The organism is Patescibacteria group bacterium (assembly GCA_028710985.1).
Lineage (GTDB): Bacteria > Patescibacteriota > Patescibacteriia > JAHJFT01 > JAHJFT01 > JAQTTB01.
Genome location: JAQTTB010000001.1, coordinates 128,237 through 153,738 on the forward strand (window position 1 = coordinate 128,237; position 25,502 = coordinate 153,738).

A 25,502-nucleotide genomic window follows, 5' to 3' on the forward strand; every position below is an offset into this window, starting at 1 on the left:
CACTACTGGAAAAATATCCGGAAATGTACTATAATTTACCCAAAACAACATAATATCCACAAAGCAATGAGCGTCGACCTCCTCCCGGACAACAAACTCTCCGAATCCAGAAAGGGATTATTTTTTTTCGGCAGAATATTCATTATCGTGCTGATAATCTTTGCAGTAACGGCCGGAGTTTTTTCTTATAAAATCGTCGCCTCCGAACAAGCGGCCGACGAGGGCATCATGAGCCGCATTTCCCGTTTGCCGGTGTTTAGCGGCCTCAAATTCCTGACCGGCACAGCCGAGCGCGGCCTGCGCGGTCAGAACGAAAATCGCATTAATTTTCTTCTGCTCGGAATCGGCGGCGCCGGCCACGAAGGCCCGGATCTCACCGATACGATCATCATGGCGAGCCTCCGCCCCTCCGACGGCCGTGTCTCAATGCTTTCCATACCGCGCGATCTTTCCGTGGATATCCCCGGATACGGATGGCGGAAAATCAATCATGCCAATGCGTTCGGCGAATGGGACAAAGAAGGCCAGGGCCCGATCCTCGCAAGTCAGGTCGTTTCCAATATCACTGGCCAGCCAATACATTACTACGTTCGCGTAGATTTTGACGGCTTCGTTGAATTCATTAACGAAATCGGCGGCATTGATGTTTATGTGGAAAAAAGCTTCACCGATTATTCTTACCCTAACGGCGATAATAAATACCAGGTTGTATCCTTTGAGGAGGGCCTGCAAAATATGGACGGCGAAGCGGCTTTAAAATTCGTGCGGTCGCGCCATGGCACCAACGGCGAGGCTTCGGATTTTGCGCGAAGCCGCCGCCAGCAGCTCGTCATCGCCGCGGTAAAAAACAAAATACTGACGCCGTCGGTTATGCTGAATCCAAAAAAAATCTTAAGCCTTTATGAATCCGTACAAAAAAGCGTTGAAACGAATCTGACTACCCGCGAAATCTTGCTTCTTGCAAACATTGGATTGCGCGTCGATGCGAATAATATCGACAACATCGTACTCGATGCCGGTCCGTCAAGTCCGCTCTACGCCACAAGCATCGACGGCGCCTACATGATATTGCCGCGGGGCGGGACCTGGGACAATGTGCGCGCGATCGCCGCCAATATGTTTGAAAAAAATTCCGACGGATCCGCACAGACTTCAACCGGAGCGGCCGGAACCGGAGAGCCGGAAAAAATCCGCGTTGAAATCCAGAACGGCACTGCTCTTTCCGGCCTCGCCTACTCGGCATCCATGCTGCTCAAAGAAAATAATTTTGAAATCGTAAAAATCGGCAATGCCGAAAAGCGAGATTTCGCAAAAAGCGTCGTTTTTGATCTGACCCAGGGAAAAAAATCCGAAGATCTTGCCCTTCTGCGCTCGCTACTCGCGGCCGATGTCTCCATCTCTACCTCGGGCTGGATATTCACATCAACTATCGTACCGAGCGAGGTGACGCTCACTGACGAAAATTCAAAGATTAAAACCACGGCCGAAAATGTTGATTTTCTGGTTATCCTCGGCATGGAAAGTAAAAATATTCTACAATGAAAAAAAATACAAAAAAGCCGTTGATCGCCATTGTCGGCCGGACCAACGTCGGAAAATCCATGCTCTTCAATAAACTTTCCGAGAGCAATAAGGCTTTGGTTTCCGCCATACCCGGCACGACCCGCGACCGCAATTTTGCCGACTGCCTCTGGAGAGGCCTCCTGATTCAGATTATTGACACCGGCGGATATGAGCATGGCGGAACCGGATCAATCACCGCGGGCATAAAAAAACAGATTGAATCCGCTCTGCGCGATGCGGATCTGATTTTTTTCGTCGCGAGCATTCAGGACGGAGTTTTGCCCGAAGATATAGAATTCGCAAAACTGGTAAAAAAATTCAATAAAAAAGTAATCTTTCTTGCCAATAAGTCCGATAATCAGATGCTGTCCGTGCGGGTTCATGATCCCGAATGGCGCCGCCTCAACCTTGGCGTGCCGCGTCCGATTTCCGCCGCTTCCGGCGTCGGTCTCGGCGACGCGCTGGATGAGGCCTATGCGGTTTTAAAAAAAATAAAACATCCGCCCCAGCCGATTGATAAAATCCAGGCCCTGAAGATTGCCGTCATCGGCAAACCGAATGTGGGAAAATCTTCGCTCACGAATTCCCTGCTCGGCGAAGAACGCATGATTGTGTCGGATATCGCGTTTACTACCCGCGAACCGCAGGATACGTTCCTCTCGCTTGAGGGAAAAAATTATCTCATCGTTGACACGGCCGGCATCCGCAAACACGCAAAGATACAAAAAGGCCTTGAAACAAAGGGTGTGGAAAAAACCAAAACCGTTGCCGATATTGTTGACATAATTCTTTTTGTTCTGAATATTTCCGAGCCGATCGGAGTTCAGGACAAAATGCTCGCGAAACTGGTTGCCGAGTCCGGCAAGGGAGTCATCGTCATCGCGAACAAGTGGGATCTGCTCGAGCGCCACGAAGAAATTGGCGCCCGGATGAACGAATATATTCACGCCCATCTCCCCCATCTCGCCTGGGCGCCGATTAGTTTTATTTCCGCGAAGTCCGGCCGTAATGTACAAAAAATATTATCAATCGCTGAAACGATTCAAAAAGAACGCGAGCGCACGATTCCGGCCGAAGAGCTTGAATCATTTCTTCGGTCCGCGCTCAAACATTCGCGCCCCATCGGCGGCGAAGGCATGACCGTCCCCCCGAAAATCTACGGCATGGCGCAAATCGGCATCGCCCCGCCGGAATTTGAAATAGTTGTAAAAACCAAACACGTCATCCATCCGAATTATCTCAAATACATAGAAAAACGAATGCGCGAAAAATTCGGTTTTCAAGGAACCCCAATTATAGTAAAATCAAGAAGCAGATAGCTATGATTCTTCTCATCGGCCTGGGCAACCCGGGCGCAAAATACAAAAATACTCCGCACAACCTCGGCTTTGACGCGCTCGACCGGCTGTGCCCGGATTTTAAATTGAATAAAAAATTCAAATCCCAAATCGCCAAAGGCATTTTTCTGGGCCGGGAGATGCTGCTTGCCAAGCCCCAAACATTCATGAACCTCTCCGGCGCGAGCGTCAGTGCAATTGCGAACTATTACAAAATAAAACCCAAGGATATCTGGGTTTTTCAGGATGATATTGATTTGCCGCTCGGTAAAATCCGGATCAGCCGAAACGCGTCGGCCGCCGGCCACCGCGGCGTGGAGAGCATTATTGACGCGCTCGGCACAAAGGATTTTGTCCGCTTCCGCCTGGGCGCCAAAACACCGGCTTCCGAAAAAATTCCGTCCGAGGATTTTGTGCTGAAAAAATTCTCCAAAGCCGACCGCATCAGGGCCGATAAAATGGTCGGCCTCGCGATTGAAGCGGGTGAAGCCGCGGCCCAATCCGGCCCTCCAGCGGCCATGAATAAATACAATTAAAAACGCCCGCGGTCCTGCCAACAGAAGCCATTTCTTGTAGCTGGATAGGAGGGGTGCCCAGCACAAGAAAGACCAGTCGGCAGGAACGCGGGAATTTTTTTATTATCGAACCTTAGCACGAATAGCCGTAATTTGTCAAGACCAGCGCCTCTCTTGACCAACCCGCGCATATACTATAATATATATAATCAAACCGCAATTTTGAATTTTTAATTTTGAATTTTTAATTTTTGTGTCTCTTCCCGAAAAAGCCTACTGGGTCGCTTTTGGCCAAATTTCACGCCTCACGCCCGTAAGGTTCAAAAAAATTATTTCCTACTTCCCGTCGCTTGAAACCGCCTGGTTTGCAAGCCGCGACGAATTTCATCGCGCCGGCCTGGATCAGGAGGCGGTGGATGATTTTTTTATTAAACGCTCCACCCTGAATCCGGCCGAACTCTGGCAAAGGGTGGTTGACGAGGATATCGCCGTCGCGACAATTAATGATCCAAATTATCCGGCCATACTTAAAGAAATCTATGATCCGCCGCCGTTTCTTTATTACCGCGGCAATCTTGAAAATCCGGACGAATTCCGCCTTGCCGTGGTCGGCACAAGAAAAACCTCGCCCTACGGACGACAGGTCGCCGAAGAACTAGTGCGCGATCTCGCGGTGCAAAAACTCTGCATCGTGAGCGGGCTCGCCCTTGGCATCGATTCTCTTGCCCATGAAGCCGCTCTTTCGACCGGTGGCCGCACCATCGCCGTGCTCGGCTCAGGCCTGGACCGCGCAAGCATCTATCCGCATACCAACCGTCGCTTAGCTGAACGCATCGTTGATTCCGGCGGCGCGGTCGTCTCCGAGCTGCCGCTTGGTAGCCTCGCGCTCAAGCATCATTTTCCGGCGCGCAACCGCATCATCTCCGGGCTTGCGCTCGGCACGCTCGTGGTTGAAGCCGGCGAAGAATCCGGTTCGCTCATCACCGCCCGCGCCGCTCTTGACCAGGGACGCGAAGTTTTTGCGGTTCCGGGTCCGATTCATTCCCCGACCGCCGCCGGCCCGAACGCGCTTATTAAAATGGGCGCCCACCCGGTCACCGAATGGCGCGATATATTGGAAGCGCTGAATTTGAATCAGGTCAAAAATTATATTGAAAACCAGAAAATTCTCCCAGCCTCGTCCGAAGAGGAAAAAATCCTCGCCCTACTCACCCGCGAGCCAACTCACATTGATGCAATTATCAAACAATGCGGCATCCCGGCCGCCGCCGTGGCGGGCGCGCTTTCACTCATGGAAATGAAAGGCAAGGTGCGCAATCTCGGCGGAATGAATTACGTACTCGGGAGATAATATTTGCCAAACTCATACAAAAAAATATATAATGCATAAAAATAATCATACTCCATGAAACTTCTCATCGTTGAGTCGCCGACAAAAGCAAAAACAATCTCGCGTTTCTTAGGGAGCGGATTCAATGTCCAGTCTTCTTTTGGACACCTGCGCGATTTGCCGAAAAGCAAAATGGGCGTTGACGTTGAAAATAATTTTGCTCCTTCCTACGTAATTCCGGCCGATAAACGCAAACAGGTAACGATTCTCAAAAAAGAAGCGGAAAAATCCGATGAAATATATTATGCGACTGACGAAGACCGCGAAGGCGAAGCCATTGCCTGGCATCTGGCGCAGATCCTGGGCGACGATCCCGCAAAATCCAAAAGAATAACCTTTCACGAGATAACAGAAAGCGCGCTCAAAGAAGCACTCGAAAATCCGCACCATATTGATATGAATATGGTTGATGCCCAGCAGGCGCGCCGGATTCTCGACCGCTTGGTCGGCTACGAACTTTCACCATTCTTATGGCGCAAGGTCGCCAAGGGTTTATCTGCCGGCCGCGTCCAATCCGTGGCCGTCCGCCTCATCGTTGAACGCGAGCGCGAGATCCTGGCTTTTAAACCCGAGGAATACTGGACTATCGAAGCCATGCTCGCGAAAATAGGCGGAAAAGGCGATTTCACCGCCCGGCTGAATAGAATCGACGGTAAAACTTTGAACAAGCTCGCTTTAAAAAATAAAGACCAAGTGCTTCCAATATTGAAAGATCTCCGGTCTGCCGATTATCTGATTAACGACGTGATAAAGAAAGAAATTAAGCGGAATCCCCTGCCGCCTTACACCACCTCAACGCTCCAGCAGGATGCGAACCGCCGGCACGGATTTTCGGCCAAACAAACCATGATGCTCGCCCAGCAGCTTTACGAAGGCGTGGAGCTCAGCGGCCGCGGACAAGTCGGTCTTATCACATACATGCGTACCGATTCGGTGAACCTCGCAGAAAAATTCATCGGTCAAGCCAAGGATTTTATACAATCCGAATTTGGAAAAGAATATCTGCCTCCGACAACGCGGCGCTTCAAGACAAAGAGCAAACTCGCCCAGGAAGCCCATGAAGCCATCCGTCCGACCGACCCGGCTAACCGCCCGAACGATGTAAAAAAATTCTTAAACGCAAACCAATATCGGCTTTACGACCTCATCTGGCGCCGCTCCTTGGCTTCGCAAATGGAGTCCGCCCATCTCTCGCAAACCACGGCCGATATCAGCGCCGGACGCTTCGAATTGCGCGCCACCGGCTCGGTAATTGATTTCCCCGGGTTTCTCAAAGCCTACGGCGAATATAGCGAAACAAATATTCTACCCCCGCTTGAAAAAGGTGAGAAGCTTAATCTCAAAGAACTTCTGGACAAACAGCACTTTACCGAACCAGCCGCCCGGTATTCCGACGCCACGCTCGTCAAGGCCCTGGAAGAATATGGCATCGGCCGGCCTTCAACCTACGCTCCGACCATCGCCACCATCATTGAAAGAAACTACGTGACGCGCGATGAAAAAAAACGGCTCGCACCCACAGAAATGGCTTTTATCGTGAACGACATACTCTGCGAACATTTTCCGCAAATTGTTGATTTTAAATTCACTGCCGAAATGGAAGAAAACCTTGACGGAATCGCCGAGGGCAAAAAAGGCTGGACGCCAGTATTGAAAGAATTCTACGTTCCATTCCATAAAAACCTTCTGGAGAAAGAAAAAGAACTTACGAAAAAAGAATTAACCGAAGAGCCGACCGGAGAAGCTTGTGAAAAATGCGGCAAACCGATGATTAAAAAAATCGGCCGATTTGGCGCGTTCCTCGCCTGTAGCGGATTTCCCGAATGTCGCAACACCAAACCGATTGGCGGCGAATCCGAAATTCCGGCGACCGACGAAAAATGCGAGCAGTGCGGCGCGCCGCTCGTGACGAAGCACGGCCGGTTTGGCGCGTTCCTCGCCTGCTCGCGTTATCCAGATTGCAAGTACATCAAAAAAACCCAAAAATCAACCGGAGTAAAATGTCCGTCATGCAAAGAGGGAGACATAATTTCTCGGCGCTCCAAGCGCGGCAAAATTTTCTACGGCTGCAGCCGCTACCCAAAATGCGACTTTGCCCTGTGGCAAAGGCCGACCGGCGAGATCTGTCCTAAGTGCAGCTCTCTTATCGTTCAAAAAAATCAAAAGCAAGTCGCCTGCTCCAATAAAGACTGCGATTTTATAAAATAAAAAATCGCCCCGGCGTACGGGTCGCATATATGCGATGCCCCGAGGCGATTTTTTTATTTCTTTTTTCCAGTCTCCAGGATATCAGCGATGCCGCCAAGATATTTCTTAAGCCAATGATCCCAAATCGTTGCCTTTATAACTTTATACGCACCGTAAATCAAAACCCCGGCCGCAATAAACGGCGCGGCAGCCAATCCCTTGCCATACCCGGAAATAACTGAGCCTCTTTTTATATCCTTGCGCACTTTTTTTTCTTCCGCCTTATCAAATCTTTGCTCAGCGTCATTTTCTCTTACCGGAAGCGCTTCAATCTGCTTTTTTACTTTAGCAACCCCTTCTTCAACCGCTTTCTCTTCAGCCTTGGCCCGTTGTTTCTTCTCTTTATTTGACTCTCCCGCAGCTTCTTTCTCCTCCCGTTCTTTCTCGCCGGATTCCTTGGCGCGCGCCAAAACATCAACCGACTCCTCCGGAGTCCCCGGTGTTTTACTTTCTTGACGCTCTTTTTCACCAGCCGCTTTGGCGCTGGCCAGGACATCAACCGACTCCTCCGGAGTCCTTGGATAACCCTCTGGCATAAAAATTAGAATAATTATTTATTTATATAAGTATTACATGATAAGGGTCAGTTTGTCAAAAAAATTCCCGCCCGAGAGGGGTGTGGACATTTTATCAAATCGCGGTATATAATAAAAAATACCTCTATGACCATCAATGATTTGCTGAAAATCGCCAAAGAGAACAACCCCAAAGCCGATTTGGACTCAATCCGGCTCGCTTTTGATTTTGCCGAGCAAGCTCATCATGGCCAAACCCGCCTCTCCGGAGAACCTTATATTGAACACTCTCTTGAAACCGCGAAAACCCTGGCCGAAATGAAACTCAATGTTCCGATTATCCAGGCCGGCCTACTGCACGACGTGCCGGAAGATACGGACACCACTCTTGAAGAAATTGAAAAAAATTTCGGCGCCGATGTCGCCCAGATGGTTATGGGGATTACCAAGCTCGGTAAAATCAAATACCGCGGTATGGACCGCTATATCGAAAATCTGCGCAAGATGTTCATCGCCATGGCAAGCGACGTGCGCGTAATCTTTATTAAATTCGCCGACCGCATCCATAATCTCCGCACCCTCGACGTTCATTCGCCAAAAAAACGCTACCGAATCGCTCTAGAGTCTCTTGAAATTTACGCGCCGATCGCCAACCGACTCGGCATGGGTGAAATAAAGGGCACCCTTGAAGATTTATCATTCAAGTATGTATATCCAAAAGAATATCAATGGACAATCGGACTCATGACCGAACGGCGTGAGGTTAAGGAAAAATCCCTCAAGGATATAATAAAAAAAGCGCGCCACGAAATTGAACAATCCGGCTTTAATATTATTGATATACACGGCCGCGCCAAGCATATCTATTCGCTTTATAAAAAACTACTCCGCTACGACCGCGACATTAATATGATTCACGATCTGGTTGCCGTCCGCATCATCGTAGAAGACATCGCCGATTGCTACGGCGTGCTTGGTATTATCCACTCAAAATGGCCGCCAATGAAAGCGCGAATTAAAGATTACATCGCCCAGCCGAAACCCAACGGATATAAATCCCTGCACACCACGGTTTTCTGCGATAACGGAGAAATCGTTGAATTCCAAATCCGCACCGAAGGAATGCACGACGAAGCCGAACTTGGTATCGCCGCGCACTGGAACTATGAAGAGTCAATAAAATCCAAACGCCGCAGCGAAAAACAAATTCAGTGGGTGAATGAACTCGCCCAAATCCAGGAACAGCTCCAGTCCCGCACGCAGTATTTAAGAAATCTCGAGGACCTGAAGATTGATGTTTTCCAGACCCATATCTTTGTTATTACCCCAAAGGGCGATGTCATCGACCTGCCCGAAGATTCCACGCCGGTTGATTTTGCGTACGCGATTCACTCGGAAATCGGCGACAAATGCGTCGGCGTAAAAATCAACGGCGAAATGACGAATCTTGATACCCGGCTAAAGAGCGGCGACCTTGTGGAAATTATTATTGATAAAAAACGCAAAGGACCGAATCCCGATTGGTTAAAATTCGCCAAGACCTCCAGCGCCAAGGCGAAAATCCGCACCAAAACAAAAATAAAAATCACGGACTGGTTAAAATCCGTGATCCCTCCGATGAAAAAATAGTATCACTCCGTCAGCCGCAATATCAAATTATTGAACTCCTCGTCCGAATAATACTCAATGATAATCTGCCCGCCGTCGCGGCGTTTTTTTATTTCAACCTTGGTGCCGAGCGCGGTGCGCAGCGCGTCTTCCTTGGCCGCGAGATTCGGATCGCTCGCCGCCTCGGCCGAAACCCGGCCCATGCCGACACGCTTCTCCGTATCCCGAACCGTCATTTTATCGCGGATAATTTTCTTGAAAAGCTTGAGCTGAGCCCGCGGCGAATCGAGCGCGAGCAGGGTGCGGGCCTGCGTGTATGGCATCTCGCCGCTTGCCACCGCTTCCTGAATTTCAAGCGGCAGATCCAGGAGCCGGACAAAATTCGCGACCTGCGGCCGGCTCTTGCCCACGCGCTTTGCCACCTCTTCCTGCGTCAGGCTGAATTCATCAATCAGACGCTTATAAGCCTTTGCCTCTTCCATGGGATTTAAATCCTGGCGCTGGATGTTCTCAATAAGCGCGAATTCCAGTTTTTGCTGGTCCTTGACCGTGCGCACAACTGCCGGCACGGTGCGGAGTCCGGCCATCTTTGCGGCGCGCCACCGGCGCTCGCCGGCAATAAGTTCATATTTATCATCCTTGGGGCTCAAAATCAGGGGCTGGAGGATGCCATGCTCCTTGATTGACGCAATAAGATCCTCCATTTCGTCATGATGGAAGCTTTCGCGCGGCTGGTGCGGATTGGGAACAATATCTTCAATCAAAATTTCCGCGATTTCCCGTCCCGTCGCCACCGGCCGCTTTGCATCACCCGCCGCCTCAGCGGACGGTGAGCTAGATGGAATAAGCGAACTGAGTCCGCGTCCGAGTCCTCCTTTGCCTAGCATCATAAAATATTAAACAAGATATTAAAATGAGTTTTGATTTCCTTCTCCGCCGCGCTCCTGAAGCAAAAACTCTTTTGCGAGTCTTTCGTACGCGCGCGCTCCCCGGCTCGTTGGATCATAATGCAGGATTGAACGGCCGTAGCTCGGCGCTTCGGCCAAGCGCACGGACCGGGGAATTACGGAACGATAAATTTTATTTGGAAAATACTTGTACAATTCCTGAAAAACCTCGTTAGAGAGGTTGGTCCGCGGGTCAAACATGGTCACCACCGCGCCGCGCACATTAAGATTTGGCTGGAGATGCTCCTTGACGAGGTTCACGGTGTTCAGGAGCTGGCCCAAACCCTCAAGCGCGTAATATTCTGACTGCACCGGTATGAGCACCTGGTCGGCGGCCGAAAGGCCGTTGATGGTTAAGAGCCCGAGCGACGGCGGACAATCAATCAAAATATAATCATAGTCATTCCGGATCTCAAGCAAGGCGTCGCGCAGGCGGTATTCACGATTTTCCGCGTTTACAAGTTCCACGCTCGCGCCCGCGAGATTAAGATTTGCCGGCGCCACGCGGTAACCCTCCTGCTCGGTCGGCTTGATTACGTCCCTGACTTTATGCTCGCCGATCAAAACTTCATAAATGCCCTTGTCCAGATTTTGATAATCAATGCCCAGCCCCGAGGTCGCGTTGGCCTGCGGGTCCATATCCACGAGCAAAATAAATTTGCCCATTGCCGCAAGATACGCGCCGAGGTTTACGGCCGTCGTTGTCTTTCCGACTCCCCCTTTTTGATTCACCACGGTAATAATTTGCGCCATATTGCTTAAAGTATAGCCAAAACCGCCGAATTTGGCAAGCATTGACTTTTATGTAAAAATAGGCTATAATCGCAAACATACTGGCACGAAGCCGGAGTGGTGGAATGGTAGACACGCACGACTCAAAATCGTGTGAGGTAACCCCTCATGAGGGTTCAAGTCCCTCCTCCGGCACCATGATTGACAATACGACGTAAATATAATAGAATTCAAACTACATCGCGGGGTAGAGCAGTTGGCAGCTCGCCAGGCCCATAACCTGGAGGTCGCTGGTTCAAGTCCAGCCCCCGCAACCAAAAATATCTCATCCCCATGATGGGATTTTTTTGATAAAAAATACTCCGAATCAAGTTAGATCCGGAGCCGGTCAGTCGTCACTCTTATTTCCCCACCTGCTTATGGCGTAAATGTAGCCTGTGAAGATGATTGCCATGATGCCGAGGACGCTCCCCGCGATCGCCAGGTCTTTCGCCGATATTTCTGTACAGCCAGTAGTGAGAAGGGAGAAAAGAGCAATTATCCGCCCTCTCATGTTTTCCTCCTTTGAAAATCATTGCTGACTTTCAAGGACATAATATACCACTTTAATGGTTTTTTGTCAATTGCCCCTTCTCCCCCATTTCTTGCAAAAAATAGCCAATTTTGCTATCATTTTATTGTAATTTTTACGGCGGGGTAGCTCAGTTGGTTAGAGCGAAGGACTCATAAGCCTTAGGTCGTGGGTTCGATCCCCACCCCCGCTACCAATATTTTTCTATGCTTATCGTCACTCATGCGATCACCGGCGCGGTTGTCGGCCAATTGGTAAAAAATTCATATATAAGTTTTCTCGCAAGCCTGGTCTTGCATTTTTTGATGGATATTATTCCGCACGGCGACACCGAAGAGTGCCGCCATTATCGCGAAACCAACCGCGTTTCAAAAAAACTTTTCTACCAGCTCGCCTTCGATATCATCATCATGACTGCCCTTGCCGCCTACTTGTTAATTTTTAAAATACAGGGCTATTGGTGGCCCACGCTTGCCGGAATCTTGGGCGGCATCCTTCCGGACATGATCGTTGCTTTTCATGAATATAAACCGAATCGCATTACCGCGCCGATCCACTGGATCCACTTCTGGTGTCATAACATCATCACCGACCGGGCAAAAGACATTCGGCTTCGTTACGCAATAATCCTGCAGCTCGTTGCCATCACGGTCATAATCGCCCAATTTTTATAAAAATAAAAACGCAGGGGTCGCATATATGCGACCCCTGCGTTTTTTTATTGCAATTTTCTATAAACCTCAACCGTTTTTATTGCCGCGGTCTTCCAGCTGAATTCCAGCGCCTTGGCTCTGCCGAGCTCCGAATACCGGTTGCGCAATTCCTTATCTCTCAAATAATCGGTTAATGCCTTTTTCATCTCGCCGATATCCTCCGGATTGGTGAGCACTGCCGCGCCGGCCGCGACTTCCGGAATTGACGAAACATTGGATGATATTACCGGAACCCCGAGTTTCATGGCCTCGAGCACCGGCAGGCCGAAGCCCTCGTACAGAGAAGGAAACACAAAAAATAAACAGCACGCCATCAGCGGAAATTTATCTCCGTGCGGAACATATCCCAGGTACCGCACGAGGGGTGCTCCGATCTTCGCCTTTGCCAAAATATTTATTTCATCCATTTTGTCAAAAAGCTCCTGAAACTTCCATCCCTTGACGCCGGCAATCAGATATTCTTTGCCGCGCAAAAGTTCGGGCGTTTCTTCAAGCATGTTCTTCAGCGCATCAATAACTAAAATCAAATTCTTTCTCGGCTCAAGCGTTCCGAGGCTCAGAATATATTCGCTTTTAATATCGTATTTATTTTTTATGGGCTGGCTCAGCCGGCAAAGTCCGTCCTGGCCCATTTCTCCGGGAAGTTCAACGCCCTCATATATCACGTGAATAATTTCCGGATTAACATGAAAAAGTTGGATGAGATCGCGTTTCGTGGATTCGGAAACCGTGATTATCCGGCTTGCCGCGGCAACCGCCTTGGGCACGAGCATTTTCGTGGAAACGCTTTTTGAAACGCGCCCGTCCGGAAACCACTCCGGATGCTTGTATATCGCAAGATCATGCACCGTGATTACCGTTTTCCCGCGGTAGGTATAGGGCATAATGCCCGACGGCGCGTGAAAAACATCAAGGCTGTCGCGGCCCAGAAAACCGGAAACCAGTATATGGGAATACGCAAACGGCAAAAATTTCTTGTATTCATGAAAAGGAAAACGGCGCGTCTTAACATTCGGCGCGCCGCTCGTCACCTCCAGTATCGCGTCATCGGTGATCAGATCGTCAAAATATAAAAAATACTCGTTTTCCTGGTCAATCCTCAATATATTTTTTACCAGATAATACGTATAATGGCCGACTCCGGCGCCTTCGCCGAAACCGGGATTAAGTATTGTCCGGCAATCAATGCCGATTCTCATAATAAGAACCTTAAAAAAGAAAACACGCCGAGATAAATAAGCGTCACGATTATTGCCGCGCCGAGCGCTCCGAGCGAAAGCAGCAAAATTGCTCGCGTCTTCGGGATGCCGAAAATAAATGCCGCCACCGCGCCGGTCCAAACGCCGGTAACTGGAAGCGGGATTGCCACGAACACCACGAGCGCGAGGGATCCGAGTTTTTCGTGCTGCCCCCAGAATTTCTCATGCGTTCTCCGGAAAAGCCATTCAAAAAATTTTTTAAATGCTTTTGAATGAGCGGAGAGTGTGCGCGAAACGAAATTCAGGGCAAAAACCCAGAAGATTCCCGGAATAATATTGCCGAGCCAGGCCCAGAAAAATGCGGATGGCACCGAAAGGTTAAAAACTCCCAGGGCAATCGGGATCGCGCCGCGGAGTTCGGCAATCGGCGTCATCGCGATAAAAAAAGTGATCAGCTCCGGCGGGATATTTAAATTCAAAAACCATTCAATCATCTTATTCCTGCCATTTATAATTACTGAACGTCCACCAGGCGAGAGACTTCACGTCCTGGAATCTCGAATCGTCATCGCGGCTGCCGAGAGATACGATTATTATGGCATTGCCTTCATTCTCCACTGCCATGGCAAGGCAGTAGCCGGCGGCCGGAAGCGAACCGGTTTTTGCCGCCACGATTGAGTAAGGCGGCTGGTTAATAAATGACGACAAGAGTTCATCCGTATTTTTTATATAATGATATTTCCCGCTCGTCGAATAGAATTCATAACTTTTTATTTTTGCGGCCTGACGAATGTCGTCATAATCGAAAGCTTCTTTTAAAATTTTCGTTACCTCGAGCGCCGTGGATCTATTTCCCGAGCCAAGCCCGACCGGATCGGCAAAATGCGTTTTTTCAAGGCCCATCTCGGCCGCTTTCGCGTTCATCGCCTCAACAAATTCATCCTTGCTCATCTCGAGAGAAAGCGCGAGATTTTCCGCGGCCGTATTATCCGACCCGATGAGGGCGGAATATAAAAGATCCTTCGCCCCAACCTTCTCGCCGGCATAAAAATCATTATTTCCGATGTCCAGACGGTTTTTGATCTCCAGGACCCGGTACATATCCTGATTTTTTTCCAGAAAAATCAGCGCCGTCATAAGTTTGGTAATACTCGCAATCGACCGAACATTGTCAGGATTTTTTTCAAAAAGTATTTTGCCGCTTGCCAAATCCGCGACGATCGCGCTCGGCGCCGTAATGACAACGCCAAGACTCTGGTCGCCAGTCCTTTGCGGCGCCCTGACGCTTGCCGCCTGGGGCAGTGCCGCGGCCGCAACATCCTTGGCCGCCGGCAGCTCATTTTCCCATGAAATAACGCCGCTCACAATCTCGACGGTTGCCGTACCGGGATGCACCGCCACCTCGGTCCAGGCGCCCGGCACGAGCTGAAAAGCCACGGCCGCAATGATTAAATTTCCGATTGCCTTAAATATCATAATTATTTTTCTTCCTGAAGCGCTTCCAGGGCTTTTTCAACAAATTCATGATGCCGCAAATTTTCATAATCCGGCAGCCCGCTCATGCTTGAAATTCCCAGAAAACGCATAAAATCAAAAGTCACCGAATATACCGTGGACTGGCGCTCGGCGTCCTCCTGGGCCTCAATCAGGCCGCGCGTCAAAAGATTCCGCAAAATCAAACTGCAATTCACGCCGCGGATCTGTTCAATCTCCGGCTTGGTCAGCGGACCACGATAAGCGATTATGGCGAGGGTTTCAAGCGACGGCCGGGTCAGCTCGCCGGTCGCCTCATCCTGCAAATAAGCCTGAACCGATTTTGCGTTATCCGGACTGGACATCATCTGGTATTCCTTGCCCTTTTTTAAAACATGCACGCCGCTTTCCGCCGAGTTGTATCTTTCCATGATATTCGGCATTTCCTCCTCAATTTTTTCCGGCTCGACGCCCAAAACCTGCGCGAGCCGCGTTGCCGTAATCGGCTTATTGGTGACAAAGAGAATTGATTCGATTTGCGACGAAAGACTCATATATTATATTTTTTGAATGGTTATGTCTTCAAAAATTTTTTCCTGGGATGTCTGCACGACGCGCTGTTTTATGAGTTCAAGCAGGGCAAGAAAACTGACGATGACCTCGGTTTTATTCCTCGCCGATTTCAAAACCTGGCTGAAACTCGCCCTTACCGCGTTTGAAATAAGATTCCTGATGTGCTCGATCTTTTCGGTGATGGAAATTGTTTTCTTCAAAGCCTCGTTCGGCAAAGAAATAAACGGTTCAAGCTTTCGCGCGATTTTTTCAAACATTTCGCAAAGCATGCCGGCGTTAATATCATTGGGCGGGAAAAAGCCGATGACTTCATTTGCCGCGAGTCTCTCGCGGCCGTACGACCAGCGCCCCGAGCGGATCATTGAGTTAATTTTTTTGGATGCTTCGACAAACTCCCGGTACATTTTAAGCTGCGTTTCCAGGTCCAGGCCGTCATCGTCGTCAAATACGAGATTCGGCATCAGGAGTTTTGATTTGACGAGTATCAACTTCGCCGCAATAACTAAAAAATCCGCCAGCTCCTCCGGATGAATAGCCGGCGAATTATTAATGTGCTGCAAATAATCGTCCGTCACCTTTGCGAGCGAAACCTTTGTAATATCCAGCTCTTCTTTCTCAATCAGCTGCAGAAGCAAATCAAGCGGCCCTTCAAACTGTTCAATTTCTACTTTATATTCGTTCATGTCTTATTTCTTCTTTTTCTTTTTTTGCGCCTTGCGGACTTCAATCAGTTTGCCGAACGCGCCGACTGCCGCGTCTTCAAGCTCCTTAATGTCTTTAATTTTCATGCGGAGCGATTCCGTATAACTGCCGGCGCGCACCACCGCATTATCCGCCCGCGCGATTCCCTTATCAATCGCCACATCAATTTTATGAAGAGCGCCGAAAGGCGTGAGCGTCCCGGGCTCAAAACCGAACAGTTTTTTCATTACGCCTTCTTTGGCAATCTCCGCGGTCTTTGCCTTGTAAAATTTCTTCACGGCCGCAAGATCGAGCTTAAAATGGGCCGGCAGGACAATCAGCACGTATCTCTTATCAACCTTGACGAGAAGCGTCTTGGCGATATTTTTCATTTTCTCTTTTAACGTGGCCGCGAGATCATACGCCGTAAATACGGTCTTATGCGCCAGCACCTCGTATTTTATCTTTGCCTTGTCCAGATAATTCGTTACCTTCTTTGGGATTGCCATATTATTTATTATTAATATTTATCGGAAGCCGCTGCTGCGAGCCGAATATGCTCTTTGCCGCGCGGCGGCCGCCCGGTGTCAACACGATTGTTTTAATGAAAAATTTTTCCGCGGTCCTGGCTCCGTTTCCGACAATCAGCGACTCGGCGATCATTTTTTCCAGCGCCTTGGTAATCGCGTTGATTTTATCTTCAAGACTCGGCGCTCCTTTCTTGCCCTTGTAATAGTCAAAAAACACGTCGCGCGATACCGGACCCCGCCGCGAACGGCAGACGATCAGAATATATTTTTGCAGAGGCCCGAGCCGCATATATTATTTTTTTCCTTTTTTTATTGAAATATGAGCCTCGTCAAGCTGCTCTTTCGAAATCGGGCTCGGCGCCCCGACCGTAAGATCGCGCGCATCGCCGGTTTTGGGAAACGCGATTGCTTCACGCAGGCTTTCTTCGCCGATTAGCGCCATAAGAAGCCGGTCAATGCCCGACGCGATGCCGCCATGGGGCGGCGCGCCGTAGCGGAAAGCCTCAAGCATGTGATTGAAATATTCCTTGTCGCTTTTGCTGAAACCGATAAGGTCGAAAATCTTGGTCTGCATCGCCGGATCATGAATGCGCAGGCCTCCCCCGCCGACTTCAAATCCGTTGAGTACCAAATCCATCTGATAGGATTTTACGCGTTCCGGATTCTTGTCCAGCATGGTTATATCTTCGTCTTTCGGGCGCGTAAACATGTGATGAGCCGGCGCGAAATGTCCGTTTTCCTTCTCCGGCTCAAAGAGCGGCCAATCCACCACCCATGTAAAGGCAAGTTCTTGCGGATTTTCTTTGTTCGTGCGCAAATCCGGCTTGTCGGATTTATATTTTTTCATGCACTCCTCCCAGGTCAGCCTGGGAAATTTATCAAATGTTAATTTTTTGTCCGGAAAAACCTTTTTCACGAGCCCGAGCATCAGCTCTTCCACGAGATCCATGATTTCATCCTGCTGCACAAAAGACATTTCCATATCAAGCTGATAGAATTCCCCCGGGCTGCGGTCGGCACGCGCATCTTCGTCGCGCAGGCAAAGCGCGACCTGATAGTAGCGCTCCATTCCGGCCACCATCAGAAGCTGTTTGTACTGCTGCGGCGACTGCGGCAGCGCGTAAAATTCTCCGGCGTGCAGGCGCGACGGCACGATAAAATCCCTCGCCCCCTCCGGAGTGGATTTCGTGAGAATCGGCGTCGCGATCTCAATAAAATCGCACGCGTTCAAAAACTCGCGCATGTAAGTGATCGCTTGGTGGCGTTTTTTGATATTTTTTGCCATGCGCTCGCTCCGCAGATCCAAATACCGGTATTTAAGGCGCAGTTCCTCGTTCACGCCGCGCGTGTCTTTATCAACCTCAAACGGCGGAGTTTCCGAGGCATTCAAAATCTTCAGGTTTTTAGCCAAAATTTCAACATTCCCGGTCGCCAGATTCGGATTTTTATTTTTTTCATTTCTCTCCTGAACCACGCCTTCGATCGTAATCACATATTCCGGCCGAAGATCGCCGACGGATTTTTTTGAATCCTCATCGAGCTCGGAAGGCACGAAAACAACCTGAATTATCCCCTTTCGGTCGCGAAGATCGATGAAAGTAATTTTTCCCAAATCGCGGCGCGCATTCACCCAGCCGCATAGCGTTATGCGTTCACCGATAAGTTTTGCCGCATCGGCCGACAATATTCTTGCCATATTTTTATTTTATTAGTGGCCCCGATGACTATCGGGGCAATTATGTTTGATAAGGTCGGCGGAGCCGACACTTTGTCTAAAAAACCCGCCCTGATACCCTGCGGCCCTGCCGCAGGGGCGGGTTTATGGATTGAGTCTGTTTATCATTCTTGGGAAGGGAATCGTCTCTCTCACGTGCTTGAGCCCGCAAATCCACGCCACGACCCGTTCAAGCCCGAGTCCAAAGCCCGAGTGCGGCACCGATCCGTACCGGCGCAAATCCAGATACCATTCAAAATCCTTGCGCGATAATTTATATTCTTCCAGCCTTTTCACGAGTGTTTCGTAATCCTCTTCGCGCTCCGACCCGCCGATTATCTCGCCGTAGCCTTCCGGCGCAAGCAAATCCGAGCACAATACCCTTTCCGGATCCTCGGGATCACGCTTCATGTAGAACGCCTTGACCGCGGCCGGATATTTTTCAATAAAAACCGGCTTGTCGTATTTTTCGGATAATTTTGTCTCATCATCGCCGCCCAAATCCGCGCCCTCGGCAATGTCCGAACCAAGTTCGCGGACGCGCGCCACCGCCTCTTTATGCGTCAACCGGTAAAATGGCGCCTCCACTTTTCGCAACGGCTCAATATCGCGTTCAAGTATGGCAAGTTCCGGGCTGTTTGTCTCAATCACTCTCTGCACGATGTGGCTCAGAAGTTTTTCCTGAATTTCCATGCTTCCGGCATGATGCACCCAGGCCATCTCCGCGTCCATCATCCAGAATTCGGTAAGATGGCGGCGGGTCTTGGATTTTTCGGCGCGGAAAACCGGGCCAAAATCGTAAACCGAACCGTGCGCGAAAATCGCCGACTCGCTATAGAGCTGTCCGGACTGCGAAAGATAGGCCTTGCCCAGATCGAAATAATCCATTTCAAAAAGCTCGGTCGTGTTCTCGCATGAAGTCGGGGTCAATATCGGGGAATCGATTTTTACAAACCCGTTATCATTAAGCCAGCCCATCATGGCGTTGATTATCGTGTCGCGGATCCTCATCACCGCCCATTGCCGTTTTGACCGGAGCCAGAGGTGGCGGTTGTCCAGAAGAAAATCCGGGCCGTGTTCTTTTTTGGAAATGGGGTACTCTTCGGCAATCTGCACGATTTCAAGCTGGCTTGCATGCAGTTCAAATTCTCCGGCCCGCTTTGGATGAGCCGCGACGCGGCCGCCGATCTTTAAGGATGTTTCAATGGTAATTTTTTCGGCCGCGTCCCAAACTTCAGCCGAAACGCTCCCCTTGTCAACAATTGCCTGGCAGAATCCTGAACCGTCGCGCAGTTCCAGAAAAATCAAAGAACCGGACGAACGCAAATTCGCCGCCCAACCCCAAATTTCCACTTCTTTGTCGTTAAAATCCGAAAGTTGAAAAATTTTTACCAGTTCCATATCGAAAATTTATGCTTAGATTATACATTTTTTTGCGTTTTTCGTCAAAAATTGCCGTCCTCGCCCGCCACACCAAAATTTTGGCTAATTTTAGCAAAAAAAGACGGTTCTGCAAATAGACGGGGTTCTTCGCCAGAGGCGAATCTGCCTCAGGCATGACCCAATGCCTCCATGAATAAAACTCGCTTGGATGAAAAAACGTAAATGTAGGAGCAGGTCTTGCGCCTGCCCCCATTCGTTTGTCATCATGTAGGGGTTGATTGCAATCAACCCCTACGAAATGCGGTTGCTCCAAAATGCGCACACAAAAATAAAAAAAATTCCCGCGCAGACAGAATGTCCACGCAGGAAAAAGCGTACGCGTCCAAGGGCCAAGAGACCAAGGGACCGAGAGCCTACTCGCAGAAAGCAAGGAAACGGCAGGGCCCGTACCACCGGATGCCGCCCCAGCCCCAGTCCAGGTCGAGCTCGCGCCCGCCATCGCTCCCGCCAAGATACGGGAAGCGGCGGTAGCCGTCCGCACTGACCCACGAGGAGCCGAGGCCGACAATGGGGAACTTCCTCTGCTCATCCGGGTACGCAGCACCGAAGGCGAGAATGCCTTCTATATCTGCCGGCTTGAGGCCGCGGAGCTTCATCTCCACGAGCGCCTCGTCCGTGGTTGCCTCGCGGCCGAGGTGGACGAGAACGAGCTTGCGCAAGACTTTGCCCTTGCCCGAGATTGGGAAGTGCTCGGCCGTGATGTCCGAGTTCACGAAGTCGTAGTCGCCGACGGCGATCATCTCGGCGAGAGACTTGGAGTAGTCCACGGTGACCGAGAATGAATCGGCGACCGCAGCCACGGTCTTGCGCACGATGAGGCTGGCCATGCTCTCCACGAGCTCTGGCTCGTTGAGTATGCGCCGCAAGTCCTCATCGCCGCCGCCCTTCGCGAGCACGGCGTCTATGAGCTTCTTCAGCATCTCATAGCCCGTACCTAATCCGCTCAAGAACTCGCTCTTTTTCCGTGCCATCTTACACCTCATGCTCCGTTTTCCTCCGGAGCTATCTTGGCCTACCCCTTATCCAACGCACCATGCGCCAGACCTAAGGCTTGCCGTGCAAAGAACAAATAATACGCAATAATATCATGGTTTAGCCAAATTGTCAAGACCTTTACGTCATTCCCTCCCCCGCTTTCGCGAGGGTAAACTCCAGCGGGAATCTTGCTAAAAAATCTTGGTGTCATCTGTCATTCCCGCGAAGGCGGGAATCCAAGTTCAATATACCGGGGGAATCCTATTGAATATTATCGTACAAATCGCTCCAGAGAGGATTAAAATCTTCAATTATTCTAATTTTCCAATTACGTTTCCATTTTTTTAATTGTTTTTCCCGTAATATGGCCTCCTCAATATTATCGAATATTTCATAATAGACAAGTTTGTGCACGCCATATTGAGCCGTGAATATGCTATCTTCTCCTTGCTTATGCTCAAGAACTCGGCGCTTAAGATTATTCGTTACACCGATATAAAGAGTACCGTTTCTGTCGCTTGCGAGGATATAAATATAGAATTGTCGATAATCGGGCATTTGTGCGATTGATGTATCTTGGCGGCTTATAGTATCTGGATTCCCGCCTTCGCGGGAATGACGGATGTGCGGTTTATTTTTATCCGTTGCAACTAAATAAATTACCATGGGCATGGATTCCCGCTGGAGTTTACCCTCGCGAAAGCGGGGGCGGGAATGACGATAGGTTGAATAGTGTTTCTACCGTCTAAATTCCCGCCGGAGCCTGTAGTACATATGCGAATGGGGCGGGAATGACAGAGAGATGCGTTCCAATATACTCCCTTCCCACCCTAAGCAAACACCTCGTAAAAATATGCCTCGCTCTTGAGCTCGCGGTCCAGATGATATTTTAAGAATTCATCAATCGCTAAGTCCAAAACCCGGGCGGTTTGCGGCATAATATACGACTCAAGCGTGGCCGTAAAGCCCTGGCAGGTGAATTCGCGGAGAGTATTGATCGCCTCCCCGCTTATCGCGATCTGCCCCAGTATGCGTCCGCCGAGCCGCTCGGAACAAACCGGACAAACAACGCCGCCGCGGGCCGCATTGAAAAAATATCCCTCTCCTTCCGCTTCCTTGCGGCAATCCAGGCAGCGCGAAAGCTCGGGTTCATAGCCCAGAAAACCGAGCAGCTTCAGGGAAAAAATCCGCGCCACCATAAAACTTCGTTCCCGGAGCAGATGGTTCTGCTCCACGATTTCCATGAGCTCGCGCGTGAGGTTAAAAATGCGCTCATCCGGCTGGCCGGCGCTTATGAGCTTATCCAGCACCTCAAAACAATACGTCATGAGCGCGATGCCCTCGAGCCGTGCGTGCGTTGCCGTAAAATTATGAATTCGTTCGCTCCCGGCAAGCTTGTCAATCTGGCGGCCGCGCGCGATCATTACATCCGTGATAATAAACGGCTCAAGATGCGCCGCCATGCGGCTCTGGAAACGCCGCGACCCGCGCGCCACGGCCTGGATCTTTCCGGCTTCGCGCGTATACAAAGTATAGAGCCGGTCGTATTCGCGCCACGGCTCTTTTTTTATCACGATTGATTCGGTGCGGAAAGTTGATGGCATTAAATTTTATCAAGATATCCCTGCAGAATCAGCATTGCCGCGACCGCGTCCTTTTTTTCTTTTGGGTATTTTTGCCCGGCTAATAATTTTTCAACCTGAGCCGATGTAAACCGCTCATCCTGCTCACGGACCGGTACGGGAGATGCGGCGCCAAGCCGCGCGATGAAATCCGAAATAATTTTTTCCTGCTCGCCGGGCGCGCCCGTGTCTTCTCCGAGCGAATACGGCATGCCGACCACGATCTCGCCGATATCTTCGTCCTTAATAATTCGCGTTAATTTATCAAGCACTGCTTCCACGCCCGGATTATCCAGAACCGTAAAAGGAACCGCGATTTTTGTTTCGCTGTCCCCGAACGCAAGCCCGATTCTTTTTCCCCCGTAATCAATCCCCAGGTATCGCATATATGTTAATCGATAAATGGCGTAATCACTTTTCTGCCGCGCTCCGTCACCACAACCGTCACTTCCGCGTGGGCCGATAAATTTCCGTCCGCCGCCACGATTGTCCATCCGTCCGGCCGGGTTTTAATCCTATGGTCGCCCATCGTAAGCATGGGCTCAATGGCGAGGCACATGCCCGGCTCAAGCAAAATGTCGGAAAGCGACGGATCATCGTAATTCGGTACGCGCGGCGACTCATGCACCGCGTATCCCACGCCATGGCCGGTCAAATCGCGCACGATTCCAAATCCGTATCTCGTGGCATGTCTTTCAATCGTACGGCCGATATCGCCGAGATAGGCGCCCGGACGCACTGTCTTTACCGCGCGCCGGAGCGCCTGGCGCGTCGCGGCAATAAGCCGGCGAACCGATTGCGGCGGCCGTCCCAGATAAAACGTAACGGCCATGTCCGTAAAAAGCCCTTTATATTTTGCGCCGAAATCCAGGCTGACAAGATCGCCTTTCCGGAGAACGCGGTTCGGCACCGACAGGCCGTGCACAATTTCTTCGTTGATGGAAATGCAGATTGCGCCCGGATATCCTTCGCGCTCGCCGGACGGCCGGTAATTTAAAAAAGACGGCTCCGCGCCGCGCTTCGCGAGCTCGGCGCGGGCGAACATCTCGAGATCCTCTGTTCCGGATCCGGGCACCGCGCGCTCCCTGATCGCTTTAAGCGCCTCCGAAAGAATGCGGCCGCCCTCGGCCAATATCGCGATCTCTTCCGCCGATTTTTTAGTTACGTATGCCATGCTTCTTTAACTTTGAAACAATTTCCTGAAAAACTTTTGCAATGCTCTGTTCGCCGTCTATCTTAATAAGCACGCCGCGCTTTTCGTAAAAATCAATCAGCGGCTCGGTCTGCAGGTGGTACACGGCAAGCCGTGTTTTAATCACCTCGGGCGTACTGTCTTCGCGCTGGATAAGCTTGCCGCCGCATTTATCGCAAAGCCCGGCCGACTTGGGTTTTTTATAAACAATATTGTAGGTTGCGCCGCAGCCGCGGCAGACCCGCCGGCCGCTGACGCGGCGAACCGCTTCGTCGTCCGTAATATCAAGAAGCAAAACATAATCCGGATGGAAAAAAAGCTCCAGTGATTCGGCCTGCACGATATTGCGCGGATAACCGTCGATAATTATTCCGCCGGCAAATTCCTCTTTGAGAAGCGTCTTCCGCACGATTGAATTTATCAAATCATCCGGCACCAAATTGCCCCGCCCGGCGTATGAGGCGGCCAGCCGCCCCAGCTCGGTTTTCTTGTAAATTTCCTCGCGCAAAATCTCGCCGGTTGAAATTGTCGGTATGCAAAAATGCTTGGCAAGCCGCTCGGCCTGCGCCCCCTTACCCGATCCCTGTGTGCCGATTAAAATTATATTCATACTCACCTATTATAGCAAAAAAAATAAGCCCGCTCTAGGCCTCTCCCGGGCCGATTCAGGCTTCTGCGGTTTTGTATTAAAAACCCTCGTATTCGCGCATCGTAAGCTGTGATTCAATCTGCTTTACGGTTTCAATCACCACGCTCACCACGATAAGAATTGACGTGCCGCCGATTACCATTATCTGGCTGCCGGTGGCGGCTTTAACCAGAAGCGGCAGAACGGCAATCAGGCCCAGGAAAAGCGACCCGGCGAGCAAAATGCGGTTTATCACCTTGCCGAGATACTCGGCCGTAAAGCGGCCGGGCCGGATGCCCGGTATAAATCCGCCCTGCTTCTGCAGATTTTCGGAAATCTGGTCCGGATGAAAAATAACCGCCGTATAGAAATAGGTAAAAGCAACCACCAGAACAAAATAAAATATTCCGTAGAATAATTGGTTCTGGAGAATATCGATAATAAACTGGGCGCCGGCGGCCACCCACTCGGTGCGCGCCTTTATGAAAAACTGCGCGACCATTGACGGAAAAATAATGATGGAAATCGCGAATATAATCGGAATCACGCCGGCCATATTGACGCGGAGCGGCAAATGAGAATTCATGCCGCCGTAAAGCTTCTGGCCGCGCACCTGTTTCGCGTATGATACCGGTATGTTGCGCTGCGCTTCATTGATTGCCACCACGCCGGCGACCGTCACTACGGCAATTGCCGCGTACATAACGAGCGTGAAAACCTGATCGCGGTCAAATGTCACCGCCACCTGCTGCACGAATTTGGGCAAACCGGTAATAATACCCGCAAAGATAAGCAAAGAGATGCCGTTGCCGACATGTTTTTCCGTGATGAGCTCGCCGAGCCACATGAGAAAAACCGTGCCCGCGGTCGCGGTTACAATAATCATCGCGTACTGGAACGAAGAAAGCGCGCCGATAATGCCGAGCTGCGACTGGCGCAGGAGCGAAATCATTGCGAATGCCTGGAGCGCGGCAAGCGGAACCGTAAGAAGGCGCGTGTACTGATTTATCTTCTGGCGGCCGCTCTCTTCTTTCATCAGCGCTTCAAGGCTCGGAACAATCATGCCGAGCAGCTGAAAAATAATCGAAGCCGTAATATAAGGCGCCACGCCAAGAGCCAGGATGGAAAAATTCTCCATCGTACCGCCGGAAAACACGTTCAGAAAACCGAGGACCTGGTTGGAAGCAAAAAATTCGGCGAGTTTATCGGTGTTGACGCCCGGAATCGGGATATGCGCGCCAATGCGAAAAATTACAAGAATCCCCAGAACGAAAAGTATATTCTTGCGTAAATCTTTAATTTTCCAAACCTGTAAAAGTTTTTTCCACCACATA

General features: G+C 50.3%; 27 protein-coding genes and 3 tRNA genes. 10 read left to right on the forward strand and 20 right to left on the reverse strand.

All coding sequences use genetic code 11. The features are described from left to right. Window positions 1–66: 66 nt before the first annotated feature. The 5 genes from PHW53_00535 to topA all read left to right on the forward strand — a co-directional run bounded on the left by PHW53_00535 (window position 67) and on the right by topA (window position 7,013). A complete protein-coding gene (locus tag PHW53_00535) occupies window positions 67–1,542 on the forward strand; it encodes an LCP family protein (GenBank protein ID MDD4994951.1) in 1,476 nt (491 codons plus the stop codon). Next, on the forward strand, window positions 1,539–2,882 hold the full coding sequence (der, locus tag PHW53_00540; protein ID MDD4994952.1) for a ribosome biogenesis GTPase Der: 1,344 nt from the start codon (window positions 1,539–1,541) through the stop codon (window positions 2,880–2,882). The genes PHW53_00535 and der overlap by 4 nt, the downstream gene beginning before the upstream one ends. A 2-nt stretch (window positions 2,883–2,884) precedes the next feature. Then, window positions 2,885–3,436 (forward strand): aminoacyl-tRNA hydrolase, encoded by a 552-nt coding sequence (gene pth, locus PHW53_00545; protein ID MDD4994953.1) that lies wholly within the window; start codon window positions 2,885–2,887, stop codon window positions 3,434–3,436. Between the two features lie 232 nt (window positions 3,437–3,668). Then, window positions 3,669–4,766 (forward strand): DNA-processing protein DprA, encoded by a 1,098-nt coding sequence (gene dprA, locus PHW53_00550; protein ID MDD4994954.1) that lies wholly within the window; start codon window positions 3,669–3,671, stop codon window positions 4,764–4,766. Between the two features lie 54 nt (window positions 4,767–4,820). After that, window positions 4,821–7,013, forward strand: a complete 2,193-nt coding sequence (gene topA / locus PHW53_00555; GenBank protein ID MDD4994955.1) for a type I DNA topoisomerase — start codon at window positions 4,821–4,823, stop codon at window positions 7,011–7,013. 53 nt (window positions 7,014–7,066) lie between these two features. Here the strand turns inward: topA and PHW53_00560 are convergent, their stop codons facing one another. Further along, window positions 7,067–7,588, reverse strand: coding sequence for a hypothetical protein (locus PHW53_00560; protein ID MDD4994956.1), 522 nt, complete (start codon window positions 7,586–7,588; stop codon window positions 7,067–7,069). Between the two features lie 126 nt (window positions 7,589–7,714). Between PHW53_00560 and PHW53_00565 the strand changes: the two genes are divergently transcribed. Continuing rightward, window positions 7,715–9,196, forward strand: coding sequence for a RelA/SpoT family protein (locus tag PHW53_00565; protein MDD4994957.1), 1,482 nt, complete (start codon window positions 7,715–7,717; stop codon window positions 9,194–9,196). A 2-nt stretch (window positions 9,197–9,198) separates the two neighbouring features. On the opposite strand, the gene PHW53_00570 is transcribed toward PHW53_00565, so the two are convergent. Both PHW53_00570 and PHW53_00575 read right to left on the reverse strand, forming a co-directional pair. After that, on the reverse strand, window positions 9,199–10,065 hold the full coding sequence (locus PHW53_00570) for a ParB/RepB/Spo0J family partition protein (protein MDD4994958.1): 867 nt from the start codon (window positions 10,063–10,065) through the stop codon (window positions 9,199–9,201). Between the two features lie 18 nt (window positions 10,066–10,083). After that, window positions 10,084–10,875: an AAA family ATPase gene (locus PHW53_00575; protein ID MDD4994959.1), complete on the reverse strand. Its 792-nt coding sequence runs from the start codon at window positions 10,873–10,875 to the stop codon at window positions 10,084–10,086. A gap of 90 nt (window positions 10,876–10,965) precedes the next feature. On the opposite strand from PHW53_00575, the gene PHW53_00580 reads away from it, so the two are divergent. After that, window positions 10,966–11,052 (forward strand) — tRNA-Leu (locus tag PHW53_00580). Window positions 11,053–11,095: 43 nt separating this feature from the next. Further along, a tRNA-Met gene (locus PHW53_00585) sits at window positions 11,096–11,171 on the forward strand. Window positions 11,172–11,242: 71 nt separating this feature from the next. Here the strand turns inward: PHW53_00585 and PHW53_00590 are convergent. After that, window positions 11,243–11,407 carry a hypothetical protein gene (locus PHW53_00590; protein MDD4994960.1) on the reverse strand — a complete coding sequence of 55 codons (165 nt, stop codon included), beginning with the start codon at window positions 11,405–11,407 and terminating at the stop codon, window positions 11,243–11,245. Window positions 11,408–11,544: 137 nt separating this feature from the next. Here PHW53_00590 and PHW53_00595 point away from each other — a divergent pair. Further along, window positions 11,545–11,621 (forward strand) — tRNA-Met (locus PHW53_00595). A 10-nt stretch (window positions 11,622–11,631) separates the two neighbouring features. Continuing rightward, the gene (locus PHW53_00600) at window positions 11,632–12,099 is read left to right on the forward strand and encodes a hypothetical protein (protein MDD4994961.1); all 468 of its coding nucleotides are present in this window, start codon (window positions 11,632–11,634) and stop codon (window positions 12,097–12,099) included. Window positions 12,100–12,143: 44 nt separating this feature from the next. Here the strand turns inward: PHW53_00600 and PHW53_00605 are convergent, their stop codons facing one another. From PHW53_00605 to secY, 16 genes are all read right to left on the reverse strand, one after another. Beyond that, window positions 12,144–13,337 (reverse strand): glycosyltransferase family 1 protein, encoded by a 1,194-nt coding sequence (locus PHW53_00605; GenBank protein ID MDD4994962.1) that lies wholly within the window; start codon window positions 13,335–13,337, stop codon window positions 12,144–12,146. Next, the gene (locus PHW53_00610) at window positions 13,334–13,831 is read right to left on the reverse strand and encodes a small multi-drug export protein (GenBank protein MDD4994963.1); all 498 of its coding nucleotides are present in this window, start codon (window positions 13,829–13,831) and stop codon (window positions 13,334–13,336) included. The genes PHW53_00605 and PHW53_00610 overlap by 4 nt, the downstream gene beginning before the upstream one ends. Window position 13,832: 1 nt before the next feature. After that, window positions 13,833–14,813, reverse strand: coding sequence for a serine hydrolase (locus PHW53_00615; protein MDD4994964.1), 981 nt, complete (start codon window positions 14,811–14,813; stop codon window positions 13,833–13,835). Between the two features lie 2 nt (window positions 14,814–14,815). After that, window positions 14,816–15,364: an SMC-Scp complex subunit ScpB gene (gene scpB, locus PHW53_00620; GenBank protein ID MDD4994965.1), complete on the reverse strand. Its 549-nt coding sequence runs from the start codon at window positions 15,362–15,364 to the stop codon at window positions 14,816–14,818. 3 nt (window positions 15,365–15,367) lie between these two features. Further along, the gene (locus tag PHW53_00625) at window positions 15,368–16,066 is read right to left on the reverse strand and encodes a ScpA family protein (protein MDD4994966.1); all 699 of its coding nucleotides are present in this window, start codon (window positions 16,064–16,066) and stop codon (window positions 15,368–15,370) included. A 3-nt stretch (window positions 16,067–16,069) separates the two neighbouring features. Beyond that, the gene (locus PHW53_00630) at window positions 16,070–16,573 is read right to left on the reverse strand and encodes a YbaK/EbsC family protein (GenBank protein ID MDD4994967.1); all 504 of its coding nucleotides are present in this window, start codon (window positions 16,571–16,573) and stop codon (window positions 16,070–16,072) included. Between the two features lies 1 nt (window position 16,574). Further along, window positions 16,575–16,883 carry a hypothetical protein gene (locus PHW53_00635; GenBank protein ID MDD4994968.1) on the reverse strand — a complete coding sequence of 103 codons (309 nt, stop codon included), beginning with the start codon at window positions 16,881–16,883 and terminating at the stop codon, window positions 16,575–16,577. Between the two features lie 3 nt (window positions 16,884–16,886). Further along, window positions 16,887–18,290, reverse strand: a complete 1,404-nt coding sequence (gene aspS / locus PHW53_00640) for an aspartate--tRNA ligase (GenBank protein ID MDD4994969.1) — start codon at window positions 18,288–18,290, stop codon at window positions 16,887–16,889. A 123-nt stretch (window positions 18,291–18,413) separates the two neighbouring features. After that, window positions 18,414–19,709: an asparagine--tRNA ligase gene (asnS, locus tag PHW53_00645; GenBank protein MDD4994970.1), complete on the reverse strand. Its 1,296-nt coding sequence runs from the start codon at window positions 19,707–19,709 to the stop codon at window positions 18,414–18,416. Window positions 19,710–20,104: 395 nt separating this feature from the next. Beyond that, on the reverse strand, window positions 20,105–20,734 hold the full coding sequence (locus PHW53_00650) for a hypothetical protein (protein MDD4994971.1): 630 nt from the start codon (window positions 20,732–20,734) through the stop codon (window positions 20,105–20,107). 253 nt (window positions 20,735–20,987) lie between these two features. Continuing rightward, window positions 20,988–21,284 carry a GIY-YIG nuclease family protein gene (locus tag PHW53_00655; GenBank protein MDD4994972.1) on the reverse strand — a complete coding sequence of 99 codons (297 nt, stop codon included), beginning with the start codon at window positions 21,282–21,284 and terminating at the stop codon, window positions 20,988–20,990. A gap of 272 nt (window positions 21,285–21,556) precedes the next feature. Further along, a complete protein-coding gene (gene recO / locus PHW53_00660; GenBank protein MDD4994973.1) occupies window positions 21,557–22,330 on the reverse strand; it encodes a DNA repair protein RecO in 774 nt (257 codons plus the stop codon). Further along, a complete protein-coding gene (gene ruvX / locus PHW53_00665; GenBank protein MDD4994974.1) occupies window positions 22,330–22,734 on the reverse strand; it encodes a Holliday junction resolvase RuvX in 405 nt (134 codons plus the stop codon). Before ruvX ends, recO begins: the two co-directional genes overlap by 1 nt. 5 nt (window positions 22,735–22,739) lie before the next feature. Beyond that, a complete protein-coding gene (gene map / locus PHW53_00670) occupies window positions 22,740–23,522 on the reverse strand; it encodes a type I methionyl aminopeptidase (GenBank protein ID MDD4994975.1) in 783 nt (260 codons plus the stop codon). Then, window positions 23,506–24,150, reverse strand: coding sequence for a nucleoside monophosphate kinase (locus PHW53_00675; GenBank protein MDD4994976.1), 645 nt, complete (start codon window positions 24,148–24,150; stop codon window positions 23,506–23,508). Before PHW53_00675 ends, map begins: the two co-directional genes overlap by 17 nt. Before the next feature lie 76 nt (window positions 24,151–24,226). Further along, window positions 24,227–25,501, reverse strand: coding sequence for a preprotein translocase subunit SecY (secY, locus tag PHW53_00680; protein ID MDD4994977.1), 1,275 nt, complete (start codon window positions 25,499–25,501; stop codon window positions 24,227–24,229). Between the last annotated feature and the right edge of the window lies 1 nt (window position 25,502).